The sequence below is a fragment of the Streptomyces sp. 11-1-2 genome (assembly GCF_003595545.1).
GTDB lineage: Bacteria > Actinomycetota > Actinomycetes > Streptomycetales > Streptomycetaceae > Streptomyces > Streptomyces hygroscopicus_B.
Genome location: NZ_CP022545.1, coordinates 2,396,842 through 2,418,780, shown reverse-complemented (window position 1 = coordinate 2,418,780; position 21,939 = coordinate 2,396,842). Strand labels below are relative to the sequence as shown.

The 21,939-nt window shown below is 69.3% G+C and carries 17 protein-coding genes and 7 pseudogenes; 14 read left to right on the top strand and 10 right to left on the bottom strand.

What is annotated here, in order from left to right:
- Positions 1-133: 133 nt before the first annotated feature.
- From CGL27_RS09925 to CGL27_RS53085, 5 genes and pseudogenes are all read left to right on the top strand, one after another.
- Complete coding sequence (locus tag CGL27_RS09925; protein ID WP_162952934.1) at positions 134-1,093, top strand: HAMP domain-containing sensor histidine kinase; 960 nt, start codon at positions 134-136, stop codon at positions 1,091-1,093.
- 2 nt (positions 1,094-1,095) lie between these two features.
- Positions 1,096-1,803: a response regulator transcription factor gene (locus tag CGL27_RS09920; protein ID WP_055554920.1), complete on the top strand. Its 708-nt coding sequence runs from the start codon at positions 1,096-1,098 to the stop codon at positions 1,801-1,803.
- Between the two features lie 693 nt (positions 1,804-2,496).
- Positions 2,497-4,797 carry a protein translocase subunit SecD gene (secD, locus tag CGL27_RS09915; RefSeq protein ID WP_119994322.1) on the top strand — a complete coding sequence of 767 codons (2,301 nt, stop codon included), beginning with the start codon at positions 2,497-2,499 and terminating at the stop codon, positions 4,795-4,797.
- 70 nt (positions 4,798-4,867) lie between these two features.
- Complete coding sequence (locus CGL27_RS09910) at positions 4,868-5,119, top strand: hypothetical protein (RefSeq protein WP_119985999.1); 252 nt, start codon at positions 4,868-4,870, stop codon at positions 5,117-5,119.
- Between the two features lie 374 nt (positions 5,120-5,493).
- A pseudogene (locus CGL27_RS53085) lies at positions 5,494-5,640 on the top strand (integrase core domain-containing protein); the annotation flags it as partial.
- Positions 5,641-5,741: 101 nt separating this feature from the next.
- On the opposite strand, the pseudogene CGL27_RS09895 reads toward CGL27_RS53085, so the two are convergent.
- Both CGL27_RS09895 and CGL27_RS09885 read right to left on the bottom strand, forming a co-directional pair.
- A pseudogene (locus CGL27_RS09895) lies at positions 5,742-6,265 on the bottom strand (helix-turn-helix domain-containing protein); the annotation flags it as partial.
- A gap of 745 nt (positions 6,266-7,010) precedes the next feature.
- Entirely contained in the window at positions 7,011-7,883 is an 873-nt protein-coding gene (locus tag CGL27_RS09885) for a helix-turn-helix transcriptional regulator (protein WP_078644670.1), read from the bottom strand.
- A 189-nt stretch (positions 7,884-8,072) separates the two neighbouring features.
- On the opposite strand from CGL27_RS09885, the gene CGL27_RS09880 reads away from it, so the two are divergent.
- Both CGL27_RS09880 and CGL27_RS09875 read left to right on the top strand, forming a co-directional pair.
- A complete protein-coding gene (locus tag CGL27_RS09880) occupies positions 8,073-8,834 on the top strand; it encodes an SDR family NAD(P)-dependent oxidoreductase (protein WP_078644671.1) in 762 nt (253 codons plus the stop codon).
- A gap of 249 nt (positions 8,835-9,083) precedes the next feature.
- Positions 9,084-10,284: pseudogene (locus CGL27_RS09875) on the top strand (IS110 family transposase).
- A 14-nt stretch (positions 10,285-10,298) separates the two neighbouring features.
- On the opposite strand, the gene CGL27_RS09870 reads toward CGL27_RS09875, so the two are convergent.
- Positions 10,299-10,502 (bottom strand): hypothetical protein, encoded by a 204-nt coding sequence (locus tag CGL27_RS09870; RefSeq protein WP_240450432.1) that lies wholly within the window; start codon positions 10,500-10,502, stop codon positions 10,299-10,301.
- 203 nt (positions 10,503-10,705) lie between these two features.
- Between CGL27_RS09870 and CGL27_RS53440 the strand changes: the two are divergent.
- From CGL27_RS53440 to CGL27_RS09845, 5 genes and pseudogenes are all read left to right on the top strand, one after another.
- A pseudogene (locus CGL27_RS53440) lies at positions 10,706-10,834 on the top strand (integrase); the annotation flags it as partial.
- A 118-nt stretch (positions 10,835-10,952) separates the two neighbouring features.
- Complete coding sequence (locus CGL27_RS53080; protein ID WP_276147823.1) at positions 10,953-11,078, top strand: hypothetical protein; 126 nt, start codon at positions 10,953-10,955, stop codon at positions 11,076-11,078.
- A 6-nt stretch (positions 11,079-11,084) separates the two neighbouring features.
- Positions 11,085-11,801, top strand: a pseudogene (locus tag CGL27_RS51740) (integrase core domain-containing protein).
- Positions 11,802-11,992: 191 nt separating this feature from the next.
- Complete coding sequence (locus tag CGL27_RS09850) at positions 11,993-12,508, top strand: winged helix-turn-helix domain-containing protein (RefSeq protein WP_078644673.1); 516 nt, start codon at positions 11,993-11,995, stop codon at positions 12,506-12,508.
- A 3-nt stretch (positions 12,509-12,511) separates the two neighbouring features.
- Positions 12,512-13,606: a serine hydrolase domain-containing protein gene (locus CGL27_RS09845; RefSeq protein ID WP_078644674.1), complete on the top strand. Its 1,095-nt coding sequence runs from the start codon at positions 12,512-12,514 to the stop codon at positions 13,604-13,606.
- Between the two features lie 278 nt (positions 13,607-13,884).
- On the opposite strand, the gene CGL27_RS51735 is transcribed toward CGL27_RS09845, so the two are convergent.
- From CGL27_RS51735 to CGL27_RS49915, 3 genes and pseudogenes are all read right to left on the bottom strand, one after another.
- Positions 13,885-14,145, bottom strand: a complete 261-nt coding sequence (locus CGL27_RS51735) for a hypothetical protein (RefSeq protein ID WP_240450431.1) — start codon at positions 14,143-14,145, stop codon at positions 13,885-13,887.
- The gene (locus CGL27_RS53435; RefSeq protein WP_346345783.1) at positions 14,094-14,717 is read right to left on the bottom strand and encodes an MFS transporter; all 624 of its coding nucleotides are present in this window, start codon (positions 14,715-14,717) and stop codon (positions 14,094-14,096) included. The genes CGL27_RS51735 and CGL27_RS53435 overlap by 52 nt, the downstream gene beginning before the upstream one ends.
- Before the next feature lie 69 nt (positions 14,718-14,786).
- A pseudogene (locus tag CGL27_RS49915) lies at positions 14,787-15,253 on the bottom strand (helix-turn-helix domain-containing protein); the annotation flags it as partial.
- Between the two features lie 560 nt (positions 15,254-15,813).
- Between CGL27_RS49915 and CGL27_RS09830 the strand changes: the two are divergent.
- On the top strand, positions 15,814-17,229 hold the full coding sequence (locus CGL27_RS09830) for a DEAD/DEAH box helicase (RefSeq protein WP_119985995.1): 1,416 nt from the start codon (positions 15,814-15,816) through the stop codon (positions 17,227-17,229).
- Positions 17,230-17,388: 159 nt separating this feature from the next.
- On the top strand, positions 17,389-17,631 hold the full coding sequence (locus CGL27_RS09825; protein ID WP_059148108.1) for a DUF5302 domain-containing protein: 243 nt from the start codon (positions 17,389-17,391) through the stop codon (positions 17,629-17,631).
- Positions 17,632-17,729: 98 nt separating this feature from the next.
- Here CGL27_RS09825 and CGL27_RS09820 read toward each other — a convergent pair.
- The 4 genes and pseudogenes from CGL27_RS09820 to CGL27_RS09805 form a co-directional block, all read right to left on the bottom strand.
- A pseudogene (locus tag CGL27_RS09820) lies at positions 17,730-18,050 on the bottom strand (transposase family protein); the annotation flags it as partial.
- A gap of 37 nt (positions 18,051-18,087) precedes the next feature.
- The gene (locus tag CGL27_RS09815) at positions 18,088-19,179 is read right to left on the bottom strand and encodes an integrase core domain-containing protein (RefSeq protein ID WP_119985993.1); all 1,092 of its coding nucleotides are present in this window, start codon (positions 19,177-19,179) and stop codon (positions 18,088-18,090) included.
- Positions 19,180-19,541: 362 nt separating this feature from the next.
- The gene (locus tag CGL27_RS09810) at positions 19,542-20,924 is read right to left on the bottom strand and encodes an APC family permease (protein ID WP_240450430.1); all 1,383 of its coding nucleotides are present in this window, start codon (positions 20,922-20,924) and stop codon (positions 19,542-19,544) included.
- A complete protein-coding gene (locus tag CGL27_RS09805) occupies positions 20,918-21,796 on the bottom strand; it encodes a carbon-nitrogen hydrolase family protein (RefSeq protein ID WP_119985991.1) in 879 nt (292 codons plus the stop codon). The genes CGL27_RS09810 and CGL27_RS09805 overlap by 7 nt, the downstream gene beginning before the upstream one ends.
- Positions 21,797-21,939 lie beyond the last annotated feature (143 nt).

Genomic DNA, 21,939 nt, shown 5'->3' with positions numbered 1-21,939 from the left:
CCATCGACCGCGCGCGGTGCGGGAGGCAGGCTGTGTCAGGCTCGGTCGTGATCAGTTGTGGCGGCTCCGCCGGGGTGCGATGGGCGACAGTAGAGCTGATCACACGCGGAGCGCAGAAGGAGGAACTTCCCCGGTGTCGCTGTTCTGGCGGATCTTCGGGCTCAACGCCCTGGTGCTGGGCACCGCTACGGCGCTGCTGCTGTGGGCGCCGGTGACCGTCTCCGTGCCGGTGCTGCTGACCGAGGCGATCATCCTGGTCGGCGGTCTCGCCGTCATGCTGGTCGCCAACGGCACCCTGCTGCGCTGGGGCCTGGCCCCGCTGGACCGGCTGACCAGGCTGATGACCACCATCGACCTGCTGCGCCCGGGCCAGCGGCTGCCCGTGCCCGGCGCCGGCGGCGGTAGCGAGGTGTCCGAGCTGATCCGCACCTTCAACGCCATGCTCGACCGGCTGGAGCACGAACGCGCCACGTCCAGCGCCCGGGCGCTGCTGGCCCAGGAGGCGGAACGCCGCCGCATCGCCCAGGAACTGCACGACGAGGTCGGGCAGAGCATGACCGCGATCCTGCTGGTGCTCAAGCGCGCCGCGGACGACGCCCCCGAACCGCTGCGCGAGGACCTCCAGCAGGCCCAGGAGATCACCAGGGAGAGCCTGGACGAGGTCCGCCGCCTGGTGCGCCGCCTGCGGCCCGGCGTCCTGGACGACCTGGGCCTGGTCAGCGCACTGACCTCGCTCACGCAGGACTTCGCCACCCACACCGGGCTGCGGGTCGTGCGCCGCCTCGATTCCGATCCCACCCTCGACCGGGAGAGCGAGCTCGTGCTGTACCGGGTGGCTCAGGAGAGCCTGACCAACGCGGCCCGCCATGCAGACGCGCGGCAGGTCGAGGTGAGCCTGCACCGGGTGGGCGAGGCGGTGGTGCTGGAGATCGCCGACGACGGCCGCGGCATCGAGGCCGCCTGCGAAGGCGCCGGGATCCGCGGCATGCGCGAACGGGCCCTGCTCGCCGGGGCCACCCTCGACATCACCTCGACGCCTGGCACCGGTACCCGGATCCGCCTCATCACACCCGCCCCCAGGAAGCAGCTCTGACCATGCCCGATCCGACCCCGCCCGGACCCACCACGGCCTCGGCACCGTCCGCCACGGCCGGGAAGCCGATCCGCATCCTGCTCGCCGACGACCACGCTCTTGTACGCCGCGGCGTACGCCTGATCCTCGACAGGGAACCCGACCTGGAGGTCGTCGCCGAGGCCGGGGACGGTGCCGAGGCCATCGAGGCGGCCCGGAGCCAGGAGATCGACCTGGCCGTGCTGGACATCGCGATGCCGCGCCTGACCGGTCTTCAGGCCACCCGGGAGCTGGTGGCGCTCAAGCCGGGTCTGCGCATCCTGATGCTGACGATGCACGACAACGAGCAGTACCTGTTCCAGGCACTCAAGGCCGGGGCCTGTGGCTATGTGCTGAAGTCGGTTGCCGACCGCGACCTGGTCGCCGCCTGCCGGGCCGCGATGCGCAACGAGCCGTTCCTCTACCCCGGCGCGGTCACCGCCCTCATCCGCAACTACCTGGAGCGCGTCCGCCACGGCGAGGAAGACCCCGACCAGTTCCTCACCCCTCGTGAGGAGGAGGTCCTCAAACTCGTCGCCGAAGGGCACTCCTCCAAGGAGATCGCCGAGATCCTGTTCATCAGCGTCAAGACCGTGCACCGCCACCGGGCCAACCTCCTGCACAAGCTCGGTCTGCACGACCGGCTGGAGCTGACCCGCTACGCCATCCGCGCAGGTCTCATCGAACCCTGACGCCCGCCCCGCACCGACGTCCGGGGCTCTGGTCGTCCACTCCCCGGCCGGAGCCCCGGACCGGCACCCCACGCCGAGCACACGGCAGGAGTCGAGCACCCCGCAGGAAGGGGACGGTGCATGCGCCCAGCACCCCGCAGCACCCCGACCGCAGTTCACCCGCTCGCGGGGACGCTCATCGCGCTCCTCGCCGTCCTGCTGGCGTTGGTTCCCGCCGATGCCGCGCGCGCGGCTTCCGTTCCGGTGCCCGCGGCTTCCGTTCCGGTGCTCGATCCGGCCCCGGCGGCCACGGGCGCCGAGCGCCCCGACACCGGTCCCCACGCGGACGACCCGTGTGCCGTCGGCTGCGCGGCCCAGGCCAGGGTCCGCCACGACCACCTCGGCGAGCGCCCGTGCCCACCGGATCACCACGCCACCGACTCCCCTGACGCGGATGCCGGCCCGGCTGTCGGTACCCGTACTTCAGCGCCTTCCGCGTGCGCACCCGCCTCTCCCGGCCGGTCGGCCCACGACCGCGGCCGGGCCCCTCCGGCACCCGCAGGTACCTGACGCGACCCATCACCCTTTCCTCCGTCGCGGCCGCGCGGGCCGCTGCCGCGGCGTGCCTGCCGGAGGCTCGTGTTGAAACGCCGGAACAACCGTTGGAACAACCGCCAGAACAACCGCCGGAACGACCGCACCAAGTCCTTGCGCGTGCGTGCGCTACTCGCCCTCGCCGTGATCGCCGGATCGCTGGCCATCGCCCTCACCACGCCCGTCCGCCTCGGCCTCGACCTGCGCGGCGGCACCCAGATCATGCTGGAAACCCGCTCCACCCCCACCACCGACGCCGACGCCGCGGCCACCGACCGCACCGTGGAAGTGCTGCGCGGCCGCATCGACGCGCTCGGCGTCGCCGAACCGACCCTCGTCCGCTCCGGCGACCACCGCATCCTCGTCGAGCTGCCCGGCGTGTCCGACCCGAAGAAAGCCGCCGACGTGCTGGGCCGCACCGCGCAGCTCACCGTCCACGCGGTCCTCGGCCCGACCCGGACCGCCGACGGCGCCACCGCCCCGGCGACCGATCCGGCCAAGGAGCGCGTTCTGCCGGACGAGTCCGGACAGCCCCTGCGCCTGCGGGCCGCCGATCTGACCGGACGGGACGTCGAAGGCGCCGACGCCCGCTTCGACCAGCAGGGCGGTGCCGGATGGCACGTCGAGGTCGACTTCTCCAAGACCGGCCAGGGCCAATGGCGGCAGATCACCGCACGGGCCGCCTGTCACCCGGCCGGTGACCCGCAGCGCCGGGTCGCCATCGTCCTCGACAACAAGATCATCTCCTCGCCGCAGGTCGACCCCTCCGTACCGTGCGGGACCGGCATCCCGGGCGGCACCACCCAGATCACCGGCTCCTTCGACGACACCGAAGCCCGCGAACTGGCCCTGCTCATCTCCGGCGGAGCCCTGCCCGTACCGGTCGAGACCGTGGAACAGCGCACCATCGGCGCCACGCTCGGCGATGCGGCCATCGAGGCCGCGGCCTGGGCCGCCGGCATCGGCACCGCGCTGACCGCGCTGTTCATCATCGCCGTCTACCGGCTCATGGGCCTGCTCGCGACCGCGGCCCTGGCCTGCTACGCCCTCGTCTCCTACGCCGCCCTGGCCGCGCTCGGCGCCACACTGACCCTGCCGGGCCTCGCCGGGTTCGTCCTGGCGATCGGCATGGCCGTGGACGCCAACGTCCTGGTCTTCGAACGGACCCGCGAAGAGTACGCGGCCCGCAGCCGCCCCACCCCCCGATCGGCACTGACGGCCGGGTTCCGCGGAGCCCTCAGCGCGATCGCCGACTCCAACATCACCACATTGATCGCCGCGGCTCTCCTGTTCGCCTTCGCCTCCGGCCCGGTGCGCGGCTTCGGCATCACCCTCGCCGTCGGCGTCCTCGCCTCGATGGTCAGCGCCCTGGTGATCAGCCGGGTGCTCGCCGAGTACGCGGCCAACCGCCCCGCGGTCTTCCGCCGACCCCGCGTCACCGGCATCGCGAGCACCGGCTGGGTCCGCGACCGGCTGCTGCGCCGCGACCCGTTCCTGATGCGTCGTCCGCGCCGCTGGCTGGCCGCCTCCGCCGCACTCGCCCTCATGGCCGCGTCGGGCATCCTCGTCCGCGGCCTGGACTTCGGCATCGAGTTCACCGGCGGCCGGCTGATCGAGTACGCCACCAGCACCTCCGTCGACCCCGGCCGGGCCCGCACCGCCCTCACCGACGCCGGGTTCCCCCGCGCGGTGGTGCAGTCCTCCGGTGACACCGGGCTCACGGTGCGCGCCGAGAACCTGACCAACGCCGACGAGGCCACCGTCACCGAAACCATCAGCAACCTCGGCGGCGAGACGAAGAAGATCCGCGACGAGCTGATCGGCCCCAGCATGGGCGACGAACTGCGCCGCAACGCCCTCATCGCGCTCTCCCTCGCACTGGGCGCCCAACTGCTGTACCTCGCGGTGCGCTTCCGCTGGTTCTTCGGGACCGCGGCCGTCGTCGCGCTCGCCCACGACGTGGTGATCGTCATCGGCGCCTTCGCCTGGCTCGGCAAGCCCATCGACGGGGTCTTCCTGGCCGCCCTGCTGACTGTCATCGGCTACTCGGTCAACGACTCCGTCGTCCTCTTCGACCGCGTCCGCGAACTGCTCGACCGCGACCGCACCACACCGCTTCCCCGCCTGACGAACCGGGCGATCCTGCAGACCCTGCCCCGTACCGTCAACACGGGCATGGGCGCGGCACTCATCCTCACCGCCCTCGCCGTCCTCGCCGACGACACCCTCGCCGACTTCGCCCTCGCCCTGCTCATCGGCCTGGCGGCCGGCACCTACTCCTCCGTCTTCACCGCCGCCTCACTCACCATCGAGCTGCACCCGCCTCGGAAGGCGTCGCGGCCGCGGCCGTCGCGGTTCACCCGGCGGCACTCCTCCTCGGGGCAGAACGTGGTGTCGACTTCCGAGGAAACCCCTCGATAGGGTCACCGTCGTTTCCGAGCTCACGTCCTTCCCCACGACGCCCGCCGCACCGACCACGTGCCACACCTTCGTGTCCTACCCCACACCCGTCGAAACCCCGGTCCTGGTGACCAGCGGTGACTGGTCCGGAGACGCCGACGGGCTCGTGTTCCAGAACACCGGGTCCCGCGCCGTCGACGTGGAATACACCACGTACACGAACGACGGGACCGTCCCGGTGGACGGCACGGTGTGCGTCACGACGAGCAAGGCGAACAGACAGTTCTTCTACAACCCGACCACCGTGTACACGGTCACCTGGCGCGCCGACAACACGGGCTGACATGACCGCACCGCGGGCGCTTCCGGACCGGAGGCGCCCGCCTTTCCGTCAGCCCCGGCCGCCCGGCCACTGTGGTGCCTCATCGATTTCCGCTGCTCACGGGGCCGGGCTGAGTTCTGGAACCCCACAGGGTGGTGGCTGGGACCGCCGCGCGATCGCGAGTTGATGGCGGAGCATCAGGATCTCTGCGTCTTTCGCTGCACTCGAGCGAGCGAACAGGGCAAGCCATCGGAAGGTCTGGCAGGCGAGCAGGTAGCTCAGCCGTATCACCACGACCGGCATGCTGCCTGAGAACGGCTTGCGGCCTGCTGAGCTTTGACAGATCGAAACCAGCAGGTCATCCCGGGTGACATAATTCCCGGCACTCACACCGGTCCAACGCGTTCGCCGAACGATGGATATGTACAGCCCGCGCGGAGTGCACCGACCGCCTCCTGATCACCGGTGAACGACACCTGCGTACGGTCCTCAACCAGTACGCCGAGCACTACAACACGGGACGGGCCCACCGCAGCCTTGGCCTACGAGCCCCCGACGCCGACCCGAACGTCATCCCCCTGCCCGCTGCCGCGGTCAGGCGTCGCCAGGTACTTGGCGGACTACTCAACGAGTACCACACCACGGTGCGAAGGAAGGTGGCCCAGGTACTGGAGTTCCGCTCGGGCGCCGGGTCGATGCCTGCGTCCTTCAGGATTTCCCAGATGGTGGACGCGCTCACCTTCACTCCCGGCACGAGCAGTTCGCCGTGCAGGCGTCGATATCCCCAGCTGGGGTTCTCCTTCGCCAGGCGCGGCACCAGGGTGCGGATGGAGCGCACGGTGCGCGGTCGTCCTGGGCGTTTGGGCCGGCAGGAGGCGGCATGGCGGCGTTTGACGAGGTTGCGGTGCCAACGCAGTACTGTGTCGGGGCGGACGAGTAGCCGTAACCGTCGCAGGACGTCCAGTGGCAGGCGATGCAGCAGCGCCGCCAGGAATGCTCGATCGCTCGGGTGAACCGGATCTTGTCCTTGCCGAGTTGGTGTTCCAGCACGGTGATCTGGTGGCGCAGGGTGAGGATTTCCGCGTCCTTGTCCCGGTCGGTCATCGGCAGCAGGCGGAGCATCGCGAACGCGTTCGTCACACCTGGGTAAGCCAGTCGCAGCAGCACGGCCGATCATCATGACGCGTGGCCCACCGGCTACGCGAGAGCGCCGACTCGAGCGACCGAGGTCGGTGACTGTGGAGCGCGGTGCAGGCCTCCGACCAGGGCGGATGACATTCTCGGCAAGCGCAGTGGTGGCACCCGTACTGGCGCAAGGCCGGGGCCGGTCGCCGCCTGGACCTGCGTACACGAGCGCGTGAGCTGGAGCGCGAGGTGCGGTAGGTGGGTGAAGCATCCGGTGACCCGCGGCAGGCGGGAGCCGTCACCCCGGCCGAGATCACGCTGGTCTTGCCCACGGACAGACCTTCTCTGGGGCAAGGGGTGTGGTACGAGCGTAGTTCGACAACTTTGTGCAGCTCAGCGTCGGTGGTGTTGACGATATGCGGCACAACAGGTGTTGCGCCATCGCTGGATCGAGCGATGGCGAATCTTCAGCGAGGGGCTGGGCGGCGTAGTGAATCAGCTGCGCGCGGATGGCTTCGACGTCCGTGACGAGGGCCTGCCCCGCCTCTCGCCGTTCGTCAGGCATCACATCAACATGCTCGGCCGGTACTCCTTCCAGCTTCCCGACCTGCCCGGGGCCTGCGTCCGCTGCGCGCCCCGGACGCCACCGACGAGGAATGACCGGGTCCTGGCCCGCACCGCCGGACGGGAGGACCCTGGAGGTATGACCAGGAGGTACGTCCGGCGGTGCGGCCAGTGCGGAATCGTGCGGGCGTTCTGGTTGCGACGCCGGGACGGCGTGTGTTCGTCAGGGTGTCTTTGGGTGCGGGTCGTCCGCCCGTCTGCCGTGCGCTGTGCCGGCGGACTCGGTGTGTGAGAGTGCGGCGAGGAGCCGCAGCTTCTCGTCGCTGTCGCTGTCCTTGTCGGGGTAGTAGACGACGAGGATGACGTCGTCGATGGGGAGTTTGTCGCGGTGGAGGCGTAGCTCACCGACGACGGGGTGGTGGACGGTGGTGGTGCCTCCGTCGAGATTGCGGACGTCGTGGCGGGCCCACAGGATGCGGAACCGCTGACTGGACAGTGCGAGTTCTCCGACGAGTTCGACGAACCGGGGGTTGTCGGTGTCGTCCCCGATGGTGGTGCGAAGGGCGGCGATGAAATCGGCGGTGGCTTTCGTCCAGTCCTGGTGGAAGGCTTGTTCCTCAGGATCAAGGAGGAGAGAACGAAGCCGGTTCTGGCCGGGCCGCAGGCGGGGGGAGAGCGCGACCGCCATGGGGTTGGAGGCCAGGACATCGAACGCGCGCCCTTCGACGAACGCGGGGATCTGAAGGTGGGCGAGCAGCTCGTGCACCCGCGCCGGTACGTGCTCGGGCCGCTTGCGACGCGGCGCCCTGGGGCGTGCCGTCGCGAGGCCGAGCAGATACGTCCGTTCGATGTCGTCGAGCTGCAGGACGCGCGCGAGTGATTCGAGGACCTGCGGTGAGGGGTTCTTGTCACGGCCCCGTTCCAGGCGCAGGTAGTAGTCGGGACTGATTCCGGCGAGCAGGGCGACTTCCTCACGGCGCAGGCCGGGCACGCGGCGGTTGCCGCCGGGCGGGAGTCCTGCCTGCGCCGGGGAGACCAGCTCACGCCGGGCACGAAGGTAGCTGCCGAGCCGGTTGCCGGATTCCTCATCCTTCATACCGACACCGTAATGCGGTGCGCGTGTTTCAGAGGGGGCCCTGGCAGGACCAGGGAAGACGGGGGCCCTGCCACACCCGGCGGATGCCGTCAAGACTGCGATAGCACTGTTTTGAAAGAGACAGAGAGCATCACTGTCTGCGCCGCGGGCCTGAACGCCGGCGGCGCCCTGGACTGAAGGGAAGACCTCGTGGATCTCTCCAACCGCACCGTTCTCGTGGTCGGTGGAACCTCGGGTATCGGGCGAGAGCTGGCCCGGCGGTTCGCTGCGGCGGGCAGCACCGTGGCCGTTGGCGGCCGCAGCCCGGAGGCACTCTCGGAACTCGCCGAAGAAGGCTTCGGCACGATCAGCATCGACGTCACCGACAGTGTCTCCGTCGCATCTGCCCGTGACGCCGCGCTCGCCCGGTACCCCGAGCTGGACACCGTGGTGACGATGTCGGGCGTCATGCTCCTGGAGGACCTGCGCGACCCCGCGCACTTCGAGGCGGCAGCAACGACGATCGACACCAACCTGCTCGGCACCATCCGGGTCATCGACGCCTTCACTCCGCACCTGGTCCGGCGGGGTGCCGGCACCTTCATCACCGTCACCTCCGGCATCGCCTTCCTGCCGTTCCCGCCCATGCCCAGCTACGCCGCATCGAAGGCCGCGGTGCACGCCTACTCCGAGGCACTGCGCGCGCAGCTCGACGGCACCGGTGTCGGTGTCGTCGAGCTCGTCCCCCCGGCCGTCGCCACGGCAGGACAGGAAAGGGTGAACCCGCACGCGCTGCCGCTCGACGACTTCGCCACCGAGGTCATGCACCTGCTCTCGCAGGACCCCACCCCCCACGAGATCCTCGTGAAGGGCGTCCTCGTGCACCGCTGGGCCGAGCGCGACGGCACCTACGACGACCTCGTCGCACAGCGCTCCCAGGCCCTGGCCATGCTCCCCAGCCGCCAAGACTGACACCCTCCCCGTTATGTTCTTCGCGGTCCTGCAAGAGGGCCGCTGGTCTCCGGGCCCGGCATGACTGTGTCCCCCTGTCGAACGGATGACCTGGGGGGTGGTGTCACCGGGCCCGAAGGCATCGACGGACCGCTGATGAGGGGCTTGAGCACCGGCTTCACCCGAGCCGGAAGAGTTCTCCGTAACGTGGATGTGGCAGCTCGGTGCCGCGGGGAGGCCGGACGAAAGCGTGAGTGGAGGGGCCTGCACGTGATCGACACCGGCGGCACCGACGTCTTCCTCGGCCTGGACGTCGGCAAGGGCGAACACCACGCCACCGCCGTCACCCCGGCCGGGAAGAAAGCGTTCGACAAGCGTCTGCCCAACACCGAGCCCAAGCTCCGCGAACTGTTCGCGAAACTCCAGGCCAAGCACGGAACGGTGCTGGTCGTGGTGGATCAGCCGGCCTCGATCGGCGCCCTGCCGCTGGCGGTGGCAAGGGACATGGGCTGCCCGGTCGCTTATCTGCCTGGGCTGACGATGCGGCGGATCGCCGACCTCTACCCCGGCGAGGCCAAGACCGATGCGAGGGACGCGTTCATCATCGCGGACGCCGCCCGCGCGATGCCCCACACGTTGCGGGTGATCGACGGCGAGGACGAGACGATCGCCGAGCTGGAGATGATCGTCGGGTTCGACGACGACCTGGCGGGCGAGGCCACCCGAGTCGCGAACCGGCTGCACGGTCTGCTCACCCAGGTCCACCCGTCGCTGGAACGGGTGCTGGGGCCGCGGTTGCAGCACCCGGCCGTCCTCACGCTGCTGGAACGGTTCGGTTCACCGGCCCAGATCCGCAAGGCCGGCCGCCGACGGCTGGTCACTCTGCTGCGGCCAAAAGCTCCGAGGATGGCTGAGAGGCTGGTCGAGGACATCTTCGCCGCCCTGGACGAGCAGACCGTAACGGTCCCGGGGACGGAGGCGGCCGCACTGATCGTCCAGCCTGGCCGCCTCGCTCACGGCCGTTCTTGATCAGCGCAAGCTGCTGGCCGGGCGGATCGAGGAACTGCTGGAGGCTCACCCTCTTTCGAAAGTCCTGACGTCCATGCCCGGCATCGGCGTCAGGACCGGAGCCCGCATCCTGATCGAGGTCGGCGACGGCAGCACCTTCCCGACCGCAGGCCACCTCGCCGCCTACGCTGGTCTTGCCCCGGCAACCCGCAGTTCCGGGTCCTCGATCCGCGGCGAACAACCCTCCAGGAGAGGAAACAAGCAGCTCAAACGAGCTTTCTTCCTCTCCGCATTCGCCGCCCTGGGCGACCCGGCATCCCGGGCCTACTACGAGAAGAAGATCGCGCAGGGAAAGCACCACCCCCAAGCCCTGCTCTGCCTCGCCAGGCGCCGCGCCGACGTCCTCTTCGCGATGCTCCGCGACGGAACCTTCTACGAGCCCCAACCCACCGTGGTCAGATGAGGAGTTCAGACCGATCAGTCAGTCCGCCGGCCGAAGCCGCCGACGAGCGGCCTCAAGCCGCTGGTCATAGTCAGGCGCGAACAGCTCAGAAGCGCTTTGTCCAGCGTTCCGGCAATCCGATGGATCGGTGCCCAGACCGCCGGATCGTCGACAACGCGACTGAGGTCCGTCATCTGCAGCTTCTCCAGCCAGCGCGACAGCACCAGTGCTTTCGTCACTCGTGAGCTTGATCGTGACCTGGCTATCGCCCATGCACACCCCTACAGCTCGGCTCGGCCCCCACCCTCAACCACACGAACCTACTGGTCTTCGACCTTGACCAAACCCATAGGGGCACCCCCCCCGATCGGCGGCCTCCTGGGTAGAGCCGAGGTAAGCCCCAAAGCCTGAAGGGTGTCTTTATTGGCGTACGGTGGCTGACCTGGGTCATCGGGTTGCCGCCGCTACTGTCCGGCGCGTCCTGCGCCGCTCTGGTCTACCGCCCGCGCCGCAGCGCGCCTCCCAGCAGACCTGGCGTTCCTTCTTGCGCTCCCAGGCTCACACGCTGCTCTGCGGGTGCCGGTAAATCATCCACGCAGGTGAGAGCTTGATCAGAGATCTTCGACTTTGGCCGATGCGCACCCCGGCGTCCTCACCTGCACAAGGCCCCGACGGCATCATGATCTGTCGTGCTGCTGCGCCTGGCCTATCTCGCTGCGATCAACACCCTGGCGTTCCTACGCCTTCTGCCGATGAGCGACAGAGACAAGGACATCGAGATCCTCGTGCTCCGGCACCAACTGCTGCTCCTGTAACGCCGAATCGGCAAGCCTGCCTTCACCGACAGCGATCGCGCTGTCCTCGCCGGCCTTCTGTATCACCTGCCCAAAGACAGACTGCGGCACCTTCTGCTGCTGGTCCGCCCCGAGACGGCGGAGCGCCACCTGGGCCGACTTCCTCCGCAGTCAGGCCAAGGCTCTTCTCGCTTGCGATCTCTTCGAAGTCCGAACGTTGACAGGGGCGCGCCTGTACGTCTTCGCCGTCATCGAGCACACCACCCGTCGCATCAGGATTCTCGGTGTCGCCGCACACCCCACCGCGGAGTGGATCGTGCAGCTCGGACGCAACCTCCTCATAGACCTCGAAGACGCAGGCAGCAAGGCGAAGTTCCTCATCCGCGAACGCAACTCGAAGTTCACCGACACCTTCGATGCCCTGATGGCCGATGCCGGTCTCAAGGTCGTCACCACCGGCATTCGGATACCCCGGATGAACTCGCTCATGGAGCGATGGATACAGACCTGCCGCACCGAACTCCTGGACCGGACCCTGATCTGGAACCAGGGCCACTCCTCCACGCCCTGCGCGAGTATGAATCCTTCTACAACGAGCACCGCCCGCACGGAGCCCTGGAACAAGCCGCTCCCTGCCGCCCGCTACCCGCACCCATCACGCAACAAGCCCAGCTCACCCACCTGGAAGTCCGCAGACGAGACCGACTCGGCGGAACCCTCCACGAGTACCAGCGAGCGGCCTGAACTGCGCGGATGATTTGTCGGCACCCACAATGCGTGGCCGCAGGGCCCTGACCAGCAGTGATGGCCGCATCGTCGGTCATCGGTGTCCTACGCCTGTGGGACGAGGCGGCGTTGGTGGAGCTGGATGGGATCGCGGTGCTGTCGTAACGATCCCCTTGCTCTGCTATTCCGTAATAACGTAACCTCGGCCCATGGCCGATGAGTCCCTCGATGAGCGGGTCGCCGCGCTCGAAGAGCGGGTGACGCGACTGGAGTCCGCGCCGCCGGAGGCAGACCGGGACGAGGTGTTCTGGGCGCTCGAGGGGCTGCGCCGACGGCTCACGGGGCAGGGGCAGGTGCTGTTCACCGGCGCGGTCGACCTGCCCAACGGCGAGCACTACGAATGGCAGCAGGGCGCGGCGGCGCACGGGCTGCTCGACGCGGACTGGTCCGAACACGCCGCGCCGTACGCCGCGCTGGGCCACCCGGTGCGGCTCACCCTGCTGCGGGCGGTGCTGCGCGGCACCCGCTCCGCGGCCGAGCTGCAGGAGACCGCCGGGCTGAACACCACCGGCCAGCTCTACCACCACCTCAAGCAGCTCACGGCGGCCGGCTGGCTCCAGGCCGAGGGACGCGGCCACTACCAGGTGCCTCCGGGCAGGGTGGTGCCGCTGCTCGTGCTGCTGTCCGCCGTGGTGCCGACAGGAAACCGAACGACGGGGGAGTGACCCATGGACCGACGGAAATTTCTTACCGTGGCGACGGCGGCGACGGGCGTATCGCTGTTGCCCGGGACCGCCGCCGCGGCCGACGGGACCCTGCCCGCGCGGGTACGGCGTCAACTGGACCGGGCGCTCGCCGCCGGCAGTCCGAGCGCGGTCTGCGGGGTTATCCACGGCGGACGTCCCTACGTGGCGGGCGCGGCCAAGGACGGGGAGGCACCGGCACCGGACGGCCGGACCGTGTTCCAGCTCGGCTCGATCGGCAAGACGCTCACCGCCACCGCCCTGGCCCGCGCCGTCTGCGCGGGCGAGACCCGCCTCGACGCACCGCTCGTCCTGCCCGCCCGCTTCCCCGTCCCGCGCAAGGGCCCCCGGCGGATCACCCTGGCCGATCTGGCGACCCACACCTCCGGTCTGCCCTCGCTGCCGCCCAACCTCCTCGCCGGAGCGGATCCCTACGATCCGTACGCCCGCTACACGCTGGACGACCTGGCCGCCGGGCTCGGCGAGACAACCCTGGACAGCGAGCCGGGCAGCACATACGCCTACGCGAACCTCGGCTTCGGACTGCTGGGCCAGGCGCTGGCCTTCGACGCCGTGGACGCGATGCTGTGGCGCCGGGTGGCCGCGCCGCTGCGTCTGTCGGACACCACGACGACCCTGCGGCCGGACATGGCCTCCCGCAAGGCCGTCGGGCATCTCGACGGGGAGGCCGTTCCCGACTGGCACGACCGGGTGCTCAGCGCGGCGGGCACCTCGATCTACAGCACCGCCGATGACATGCTGCGCTTCCTGGGCGCCCAACTCCGCCCGGAGCGCTCGCCCTTGCGGGCCGCCATCGAGCTGACCCAGCGGCCTCACTTCACCGTCGACCGCGACCTGCGGCTCGGCCTCGGCTGGCATCTCAGCCCGCTGCCCAGCGGCCGGACCATGACCTGGCACAACGGCAGCACCGGCGGATTCAGCACCTGCGCGGCGTTCAGCCGGGAGAGCGGGACGGCAGTGGTGATGATGGTGAACACCTTCAGCCAGGAGACCGGGTCCGGGGCCCGCCCGGTCGACGAGCTCACCATCGCCCTGCTCGGCGAGCTCGACGCGGACTGAGCCGGATCCCCGCCCCCGACGCCGTGACGCCGGGGGCGGTGGATGCGGGAAGGTGGCCCCACTCGCCGAGTGAACACGTCGTGCCGCTTCTCGCTCCGCCCCGGGGCCCGGCGCCGTACCGCCGCCTCGGAGCTGAGGCGAGCACGACGACAACGGTCCGGAGCACAGGTCACAGCGGCGGTAGAGACCTGGTTCGTGGTGGTCGGCCGCGACCGGACGGCACGAGGCTACGGGTTCGCACGCGATGCGCACCCGGCTGATGGCCGATCTCGAGTGGGTCAGTGGCGCAGGGCGCCGCGTCGGGCGGTCGGCCTGTGCGCTCCGGAGGTTGGCCCCGGCCGGGATTGCTCCGGCCCGGAACCGGTCCGTCGCAGCCGGAGGGCGATCAGCGCCGTGAGCACGAAGACCGCGGCCTCGTCGGCCATGGCGTGGGCGAACGCCGCGTTCGCACCGTCGGCCGGCGCGAAATAGGCCAGTCCGGCCGCCGTCACCCCGATCGAGCCGCCGAGTTGCTGGGCCGTGGGCAGCAGCCCGGACACCGAACCCGCGGCGGCGCCCGCACACCCGCCAGCACCAGCGTGAACACCGCGGCCGTGAACAGGCCGAACGCGGCGCCTCCGGCCGCCAGTACCGGCAGTGCCGCACGGCGCCCGGGCCCGGTGCCGATGAGCGGCACGAGCGCCACGGCCGTGCCCGCCAGCATGAGCGCGGCGGCCGTCAGCGCCGTCGCGCCCAGTCGGCGGGAGAGGGCCGGGGCCGCACGGCTGCCCACAACGGCCGCGGCGGCGAACGGCGCCGACACCAGCGCGGCGGACAGCGCCGAATACCCGAGAGCGGACTGCAGATGCAGGAACAGCAGGTACGTGAACGACGGGACTCCGGCGTTGAAGACGAACACCAGCAGCACGCCCCGCCGCGCGGTCCCGTCCCGCAGGACCGACAGGTGGATCAGGGGGTCCGGCCGGTGCCGGAGCGTGCGGACGAAGCAGGTGAGGGCCACCGCGGCCACGGCGAAGGAGGCCGAGGTCCACCAGGGCCAGCCGGCCTCCCGGCCCAGCGCGCACGGCAGGACCAGCGTGGCGAAGCCGGTGGTGGCCAGCGCCGCTCCCACCCAGTCCACGCGCTGTCCGTCCGTACCGTGCGTAGGAGGCAGCAGGGCGGCTCCGACCAGCGAGAGCGAGTCGATGCCGGCCGCGTTGAGGATCTCCCACACCGTCGAGGCGGCGATTTGGTGTCCGAGTCGGGTCAACTCCCCTTGGATCCGTCGGTGTCCCCACCGCGGATTCTCCCGGGCCAGCCGCATAACGAGCGTCCTGATCGCTACCGGGGTGGGTGGTCGTCCCGCGCGTCGGCGCGCGGTGTAGTCCCACTTCGCGGCGACGAACCTGCGGTGCCAGGCAAGCAAGGTGCCCGGGTGACAGGGAAGATCTCGCGCCAGTGGCGCCGGGGTATCAGCCCGGACAGCGCGGCGAACCAGAACCGGTCGGTGGGCTCATAGCGGACCGGTCCGGCCAACTGGCGGCGCAGGACCGCGTTCTCGTGCCGCAGCACCAGCAGTTCCGCGTCCTTCGCTGTCCCGCGACGGAGGAGCACCGATGGAACAGTCAGCAGCTTCCGGGTCACCTTGTACAGCAAGGACACGATCACGGAGGACATGATCCCAACGGACTGACCGCATCCCGTTCACCCTGCGGCGATGATTTTTCGAGCGGCACAGGATCGCGCACCGGGGACACCTCCGGTGTCGTCGGGCGCGGCGTGCGGACCTTTATATGCACAGGCATGGTGGCCGCAGGGCCGCACCTGTGCCGTCGCAGCCGTGCCTTCGCGGCGTCACGGGTGCGTCATCGGTGGAGCGGGCGCGCCCGCTCCACCGCACAACTCCTGGGTGGCAGGTGGCCGTTCTTCGCCACCGGCACGGCTAAGGGCTGTGGCGCCCTTGCTGAACGCCTCGTTCGTGCACGTCACGCTGCAGCCGTGCATCCAGAGGCTTCGGCGTGGGCGAAGCGGGGGAAGTAGCGGGCTGACGGCCGACTGAGGCCGGGACTGCCGGGCCGCGATCTCGGGACGCGGGGCTGCCACTTCGTGTTAGCCTCATGCTTTTGCGTGCTCGTGACGGTTGATCCAGCCTGTCCGGTTCCTCTTGTTCGTCGACTGCTCATTCCTACCGGGCCTTCCTCGGTACGTTCGCATGCGGAAGGCTCTTCATGAATCACCCTGACCTCCCCGGCACCTCGCACAGCGATCCCGCCCCGCTCATGGCCACTGCGCCAACGGTGCCCCCGGTCGCTTCCTTCGCCAGCCTGGAACTACCAGCCGAGGTGCTGCGAACGCTCAGCGAACTCGGTGTGCGCGAGCCCTTCCCGATCCAAGCAGCCACGCTGCCCAACGCCCTTGCGGGACGCGATGTCCTGGGGCGCGGGCGCACCGGATCGGGCAAGACGCTCGCTTTCGGCCTACCGCTGCTCGCACGGATGGCTGGGCGGCGCGCGGAACCGAAGCAGCCCCTGGCTCTGATCCTGGTGCCTACCCGAGAGCTGGCCCAACAGGTCACCGAGGCGCTTGCGCCGTACGCAAAGGCACTGCGGCTGCGGATGGCCACGGTCGTCGGCGGCATGTCGATCGGCCGGCAGGCCGCTGCGCTGCGCGATGGAGCCGAGGTGGTCGTCGCCACCCCCGGCCGTCTGCACGACCTCATCGAGCGCAGGGCCTGCCGCCTGGGACGGGTAGGGATCACTGTCCTCGACGAGGCCGACCAGATGTGCGACATGGGCTTCCTGCCGCACGTGACCGAGGTGCTCGACCAGGTATACCCCGACGGTCAGCGGTTGCTGTTCTCGGCCACTCTGGACCGTGACGTCGACCACCTGGTCCGCCGCTACCTCCACGATCCCGTCGTCCACTCGGTCGACCCGTCCGCGGGCGCAGTCACGACGATGAACCACCATGTTCTGGTCGTCCACGGCCCCGACCGGTACGCCGTCACCACGGAGATCGCCGCCCGCGACGGCCGCGTACTGCTGTTCCTGGACACCAAGCACGCGGTTGACCAGCTCACCCGGCATCTGCGAGCCAGCGGAGTGCACGCCGCGGCCCTGCACAGCGGCAAGTCCCAGCCGCAGCGCACACGGGCCCTGGCGCAGTTCAAGAACGGCCAGATCACCGTCCTGGTGGCGACCAATGTCGCGGCCCGTGGCCTGCACGTCGACGACCTCGATCTCGTGGTCAACGTCGACCCGCCCACCGACCCCAAGGACTATGTGCACCGCGCGGGCCGTACCGCCCGGGCCGGTGAGTCCGGCAGCGTCGTCACGTTGGTGCTGGCGGGCCAGCGCCGCGAGATGAGCCGACTGATGGCAGAGGCCGGCATCGAGCCGACCATCACCAAGGTACGCTCGGGCGAGGCGGAGCTGAGCCGGATCACCGGGGCCAAGGCCCCCTCCGGCACCCCGCTCGATGGCGGGCCGGCCGCGCCCCGGCCCAAGAACACCAACGCTCCCTTCCGCGGGCTGGGCACCAGCAAGGACACCTCCCGCGGCGCCGGCGGCAAGTCCCGAAAGGCTGGCGAGGCCCGCAAGCTCGCCGAAGCCCGCAAGGCGGCCCGGGTGCGTCGCGGCGGCTGAGAGCCGTCGCCCTGATAGTCGAATACTTCCGACCCCGGAACGGAAAACCTCCAGCCCGGCCCGAAACCCTCCGGTGCATGCACCTACGAGATGAACGCCCTCGTGGTGTGCTCGGCATGACAAGCTGTGCTTCCCACTACCCGAACCCAGGAGGTCGCCATGACCGCAGAGTCTGTATCCAAAGAAGGTTCGGAGCCGACCGACCCCGAGACGTCCGCCCTGGTGCCCGACAGCGACGGCCACTACGACCTGAAACGCAAGTTCCGGGAGGCCCTAGCGCGCAAGCGCAGTGTGCAGGCGGACGCCGCTGACCTCGCTGCGAACGTCGAGGCGTCGAAGGTCCGTAGGGCGAACGGCCCGGCTGCGAGCCAGCGGTCGTTCCGGCGCAAGAGCGGCGGCTGAGTCAATGAGCTCTTTCAGCATTGCCGCTCCAGAGTCGCGTAGCCGGGCATAGTCGGCAAGATCCACAGCAGCCGCCCGACCGGGTCGGTCACCATCTACACGTTTACTCCGTGTCGGCGGTGCTTGTGGGAGAGGCCGGCCCGGCCGTCGCCGACCCGGTCGCACTCTGCCAGAGTGCCGTCGAGCAAGACGTAGTCCGGGTCCGCCTCGCGCAGGGCACGCAGCAGGCCAGGAGAGCGGTCGGCAAGCAGGCCGACGACGGCTGTCGTGTAGGCGTGGGCGGTGCCGACGGAGATGCCGAACCCGGTCGCGATCTGGGCGAGGGTGTCGTGCCGGCGCAGGTACACCAGGCCGACCAGGGCACGCTGGTGCGGTGGGAGCTTGCAGCGGCGGTCACACTCGCGGGTGACGATGAGCATGGTGACCCTGCGGGTGCCGATAAATCATCCGCGCAGCTCAGGCGGCGTGCTGGTATTCGTGGAGGGTTCGGCCGAGTCGGTCTCGTCGGCTGACTTGGAGGTGGGTGAGCTGGACTTGTTGAGTGATGGGTGTGGGTAGTGGACGGCAGGGGGCGGCTTGTTCCAGGGCTCTGTGCGGGTGGTGTTCGTTGTAGAAGGATTCGTACTCGCGCAGTGCGTGGAGGAGGTGGCCCTGGTTCCAGATCAGGGTCTGGTCCAGGAGTTCGGTGCGGCAGGTCTGTATCCATCGCTCCATGAGCGAGTTCATCCGTGGTATCCGAATGCCGGTGGTGACGACATTGAGACCGGCATCGGTCATCAGGGCGTCGAAGGCGGCTGTGAACTTCGAGTCGCGGTCGCGGATCAGGAACTTCGCCTTGCTGCCCGCGTTCTTGAGGTCCATGAGGAGGTTGCGTCCGAGCTGCACGATCCACTCCGCGGCGGGGTGTGCGGTGGCGCCGAGGATCCGGATGTGCCGGGTGGTGTGCTCGATGACGGCGAAAGCGTACAGGCGCGCTCCGGTCAGCGTTCGGACTTCGAAGAGGTCACAGGCGAGGAGGGCCTTGGCCTGGCTGCGGAGGAAGTCGGCCCAGGTGGTGTTCTGCCGTTCGGGTGCGGGTGGGATGCCGTGCTCGCGGAGGATCTCCCAGACCGTTGAGGCGGCGACCTTGATCCCCAGTGCGGCGAGTTCGCCGTGGATCCGGCGATATCCCCACGAGGCGTTCTCTCTGGCCAGGCGCAGGACCAGGGCGCGGATCGAGCGGATGGTGCGGGGGCGTCCACGCCGTTTGGACACGCAGGTCTCGGCATGGCACCGCCTGAGCAGCTCACGATGCCAGCGCATGACCGTGTCGGGGCGGGCCAGCAGTAGAAGGTGCCGCAGTCTGTCTTTGGGGAGGTGGTGGAGCAGTCCGGCGAGGATGGCGCGATCGCTGTCGGTGAAGGCAGCCTTGCCGACCTGGCGCTGCAGGACCAGCAATTGGTGCCGGAGCACGAGGATCTCGATGTCCTTGTCTCTGTCGCTCATCGGCAGAAGGCGTAGGAACGCCAGGGTGTTGGTCGCGGCGAGGTAGGTCAGGCGCAGCAGCACGAGAGATCATGATGCCGTCGGGGCCTTGTGCAGGTGAAGACGCCGGGGTGAGCGTCGGCCAAAGTCGAAGATCTCTGATCAAGCTCTCACCTGCGTGGATGATTTACCGGCACCCGCAATGTCGGCGACCCCAATGGGGTCCACTTTCCCCGGGTCGGCGAGGAGGCGTACGCGGCTGGTCTGATCCTGGCCGCACCATCCGCTCCGCCGTGTGCGAGCTGATGGACGCGCTTCCCTTCGTCGACTTCGCAGTCGGCCCTGGAGGCAGGGCAAAGGGCAGCTCTGAGGGGGTACGGCCGCGCCTCACCCGGCCGGTGACGGCGTCGCGATACCGCACGACGAGCCCGGGCGAGGGAGGGGAGCTACGCGGTGACTTTGTCCTTGGCCTCGGTGTCGTCGTCGAAGGTCATCTCCGGTGCGGGCCGGCGGAAGCCCTTGGTCATGGCGGCCAGGTAGACGACGCCGATCGCCAGCCAGACGCCGCCGATCTGGAGTGCGTCGTCACTGAGCTTCGTGAGCAGGTAGACGGAGACGGCGGCGCCGATGGCCGGCATCACCAGGTAGGAGAAGAGGTTGGGGGTGCGGCCGTGCCGGCGTTCGCGGACCAGGTGGGCGATCACGCAGAGGTTCACCAGGGTGAAGCCGAGGAACGCGCCGAAGTTGATGAACGAGGTGGCGGTGGTCAGGTCGAGTTTCAGGGCGATGACACCGGCGGCCGCGGTCAGCAGCAGGTTCAGGACGGGTGTGCCGGTTTTCTTCGACAGGTTGCCGAAGACGGCCTTGGGCAGGGCGCCGTCGCGTCCCATGACGTACATGAGGCGAGCGGCGGAGGCTTGCAGGGCGATGCAGGAGGCGATGGATCCGGCGATGGTGACGAAGTTGATGATCTCGGCGTACGTCTCGCCGCCGACCTGGACCTTCAGGTGGTAGGCAGCCGCGTCGACGTCGGCGAACTTCGCGCCGGGGTGGACCAGTTGCATCACGAAGGACAGCACGATGAAGATCGCTCCGGCGGCGATGACGCAGCCGATGATGCCTCGGCCGATCGTCTTTGCCCCGCCCCTGGCCTCCTCACCGAGCGTGGAGACGGCGTCGAAGCCGAGGAAGGAGTACGCGGCGATGGCGGCGGCCGCGGTGACCGCGCCGATCGAAGTGCCGGAGTTCCACAGGGCGTTGGTGGCGGGGGCGGAGGAGCCGTGCTTGCCGAGGAAGACGACACACAGGGTGGCGAAGAGGACCAGCGACCCCAGAGCGATGAACATCAGGACCTTGTTGACGCGGTCCGCGAGCTTCATGCCGAAGACGTTGATGGCGGTGGTGATGCCCACCGAGACGATCAGCCAGACCCACTTGGGTATCTCGGGGAACTGGGCGTTGAAGTAGATCGCCGTGATCAGCCAGCCGACCATCGGGATGAAGAAGTAGTCGAGCAGCATCGCCCAGCCGGACAGGAATCCGATGCGGCTGTCGAGCATCTTGCGGGCGTAGGTGTAGACGGACCCGGCGCCGGGCACGGCGCGCGCCATCTTCGCGTAACTCAGCCCGGTGAGCAGCATCGCGACGGTGGCGATGGCGAACGCGGTCGGGGCCACGCCGCCACTGGTGGCGGCGACCACGCCGAAGATCGTGACGACGATGCCGGGCGAGATGTAGGCCAGGCCGAACAGGACGACGGAGAGGAGACTCAGGTCGCCCTTCAGCCTCATGGTGCTCTCTGTGCTCTGTGTGGTCTCGCTGTTCAACATCGCGGCTCCTCGGTGGTGTGGGCGGGGTTCCAGGTGGCGGGGTCGATGCGGCCCCCGTACAGCGGGAGCTCGAGGGCTGGGTCGCCGGGGCGGAACTGGTCCCAGATCCGGTTGAGACCGGCGGTGCCGTAGCGGCGGACGTTGCTGACCTCGTCGAGGTCGATCACGTCGGTGAGGGTGGAGTCGCCGGCATCGACGGTTTCGGCGCGCACCGTGCCCTGTGGATCGATGACGAGGCTGCGGCCGATCCCGGATGGGGCGGCGGAATTGACGCTGGCGACGAAGACCTGATTGGTGATGGCGTTGGCGCGGCTGAGGACGACTTCCTGCGCGCGGTCGCTCGTCGACGTGCGGACCACGTTGACGATCAGCTCTGCGCCCATCCAGGCCAGATGGCGGGAGATCTCCGGGAACCAGGTGTCATAGCAGATGGACAGTCCGATGCGGCCGACCCCGGCGAGGTCGACGACCTCGAACCGGTTACCGGGTGTGGTCGTCTCGTACGGGCGCCACGGGCAGATCTTGCGGTACGCGGCGAGGCGCTCACCCTGTGGTGAATAGACCGGTGTCGTGTTGTGGACGCGGTCGCCGGTGCCTCGCTCGTAGACGCTGCCGGGTACCAGCCAGATACCCAGATCCCCCGCGAGCTCGGCGAAGGCCGCATCGCGTTTGCCGTCGAGCGGCTCGGCCCCCTTCTCCGGGGCGGCCGGGACGCCGGGGGCGCTCTCGCCGAGGTGCAGTTCGGGGTAGACGACGAGGGCGCCGGGTGCGCGCAGTTTCACGCGCCGCTCCACGTCGGTGGCAAAGCCTGCGAGGTCGTCGGCCGGGCGGCCGGGCGCCTGGGCGAGGATCAGGGGCAGGGGGCGGGCCATGCGGGAACCAGCCAATCGAAAGGATTATTGTACGAGGAGAAATCGACGGAAATTCGGGCGCCGATAACCGAAAATTCCGGTGGGACAAGAATGCAGCCAGTCAGTCATAGCTTCAAATACTTGGCAGGGTTGATTATCATGCC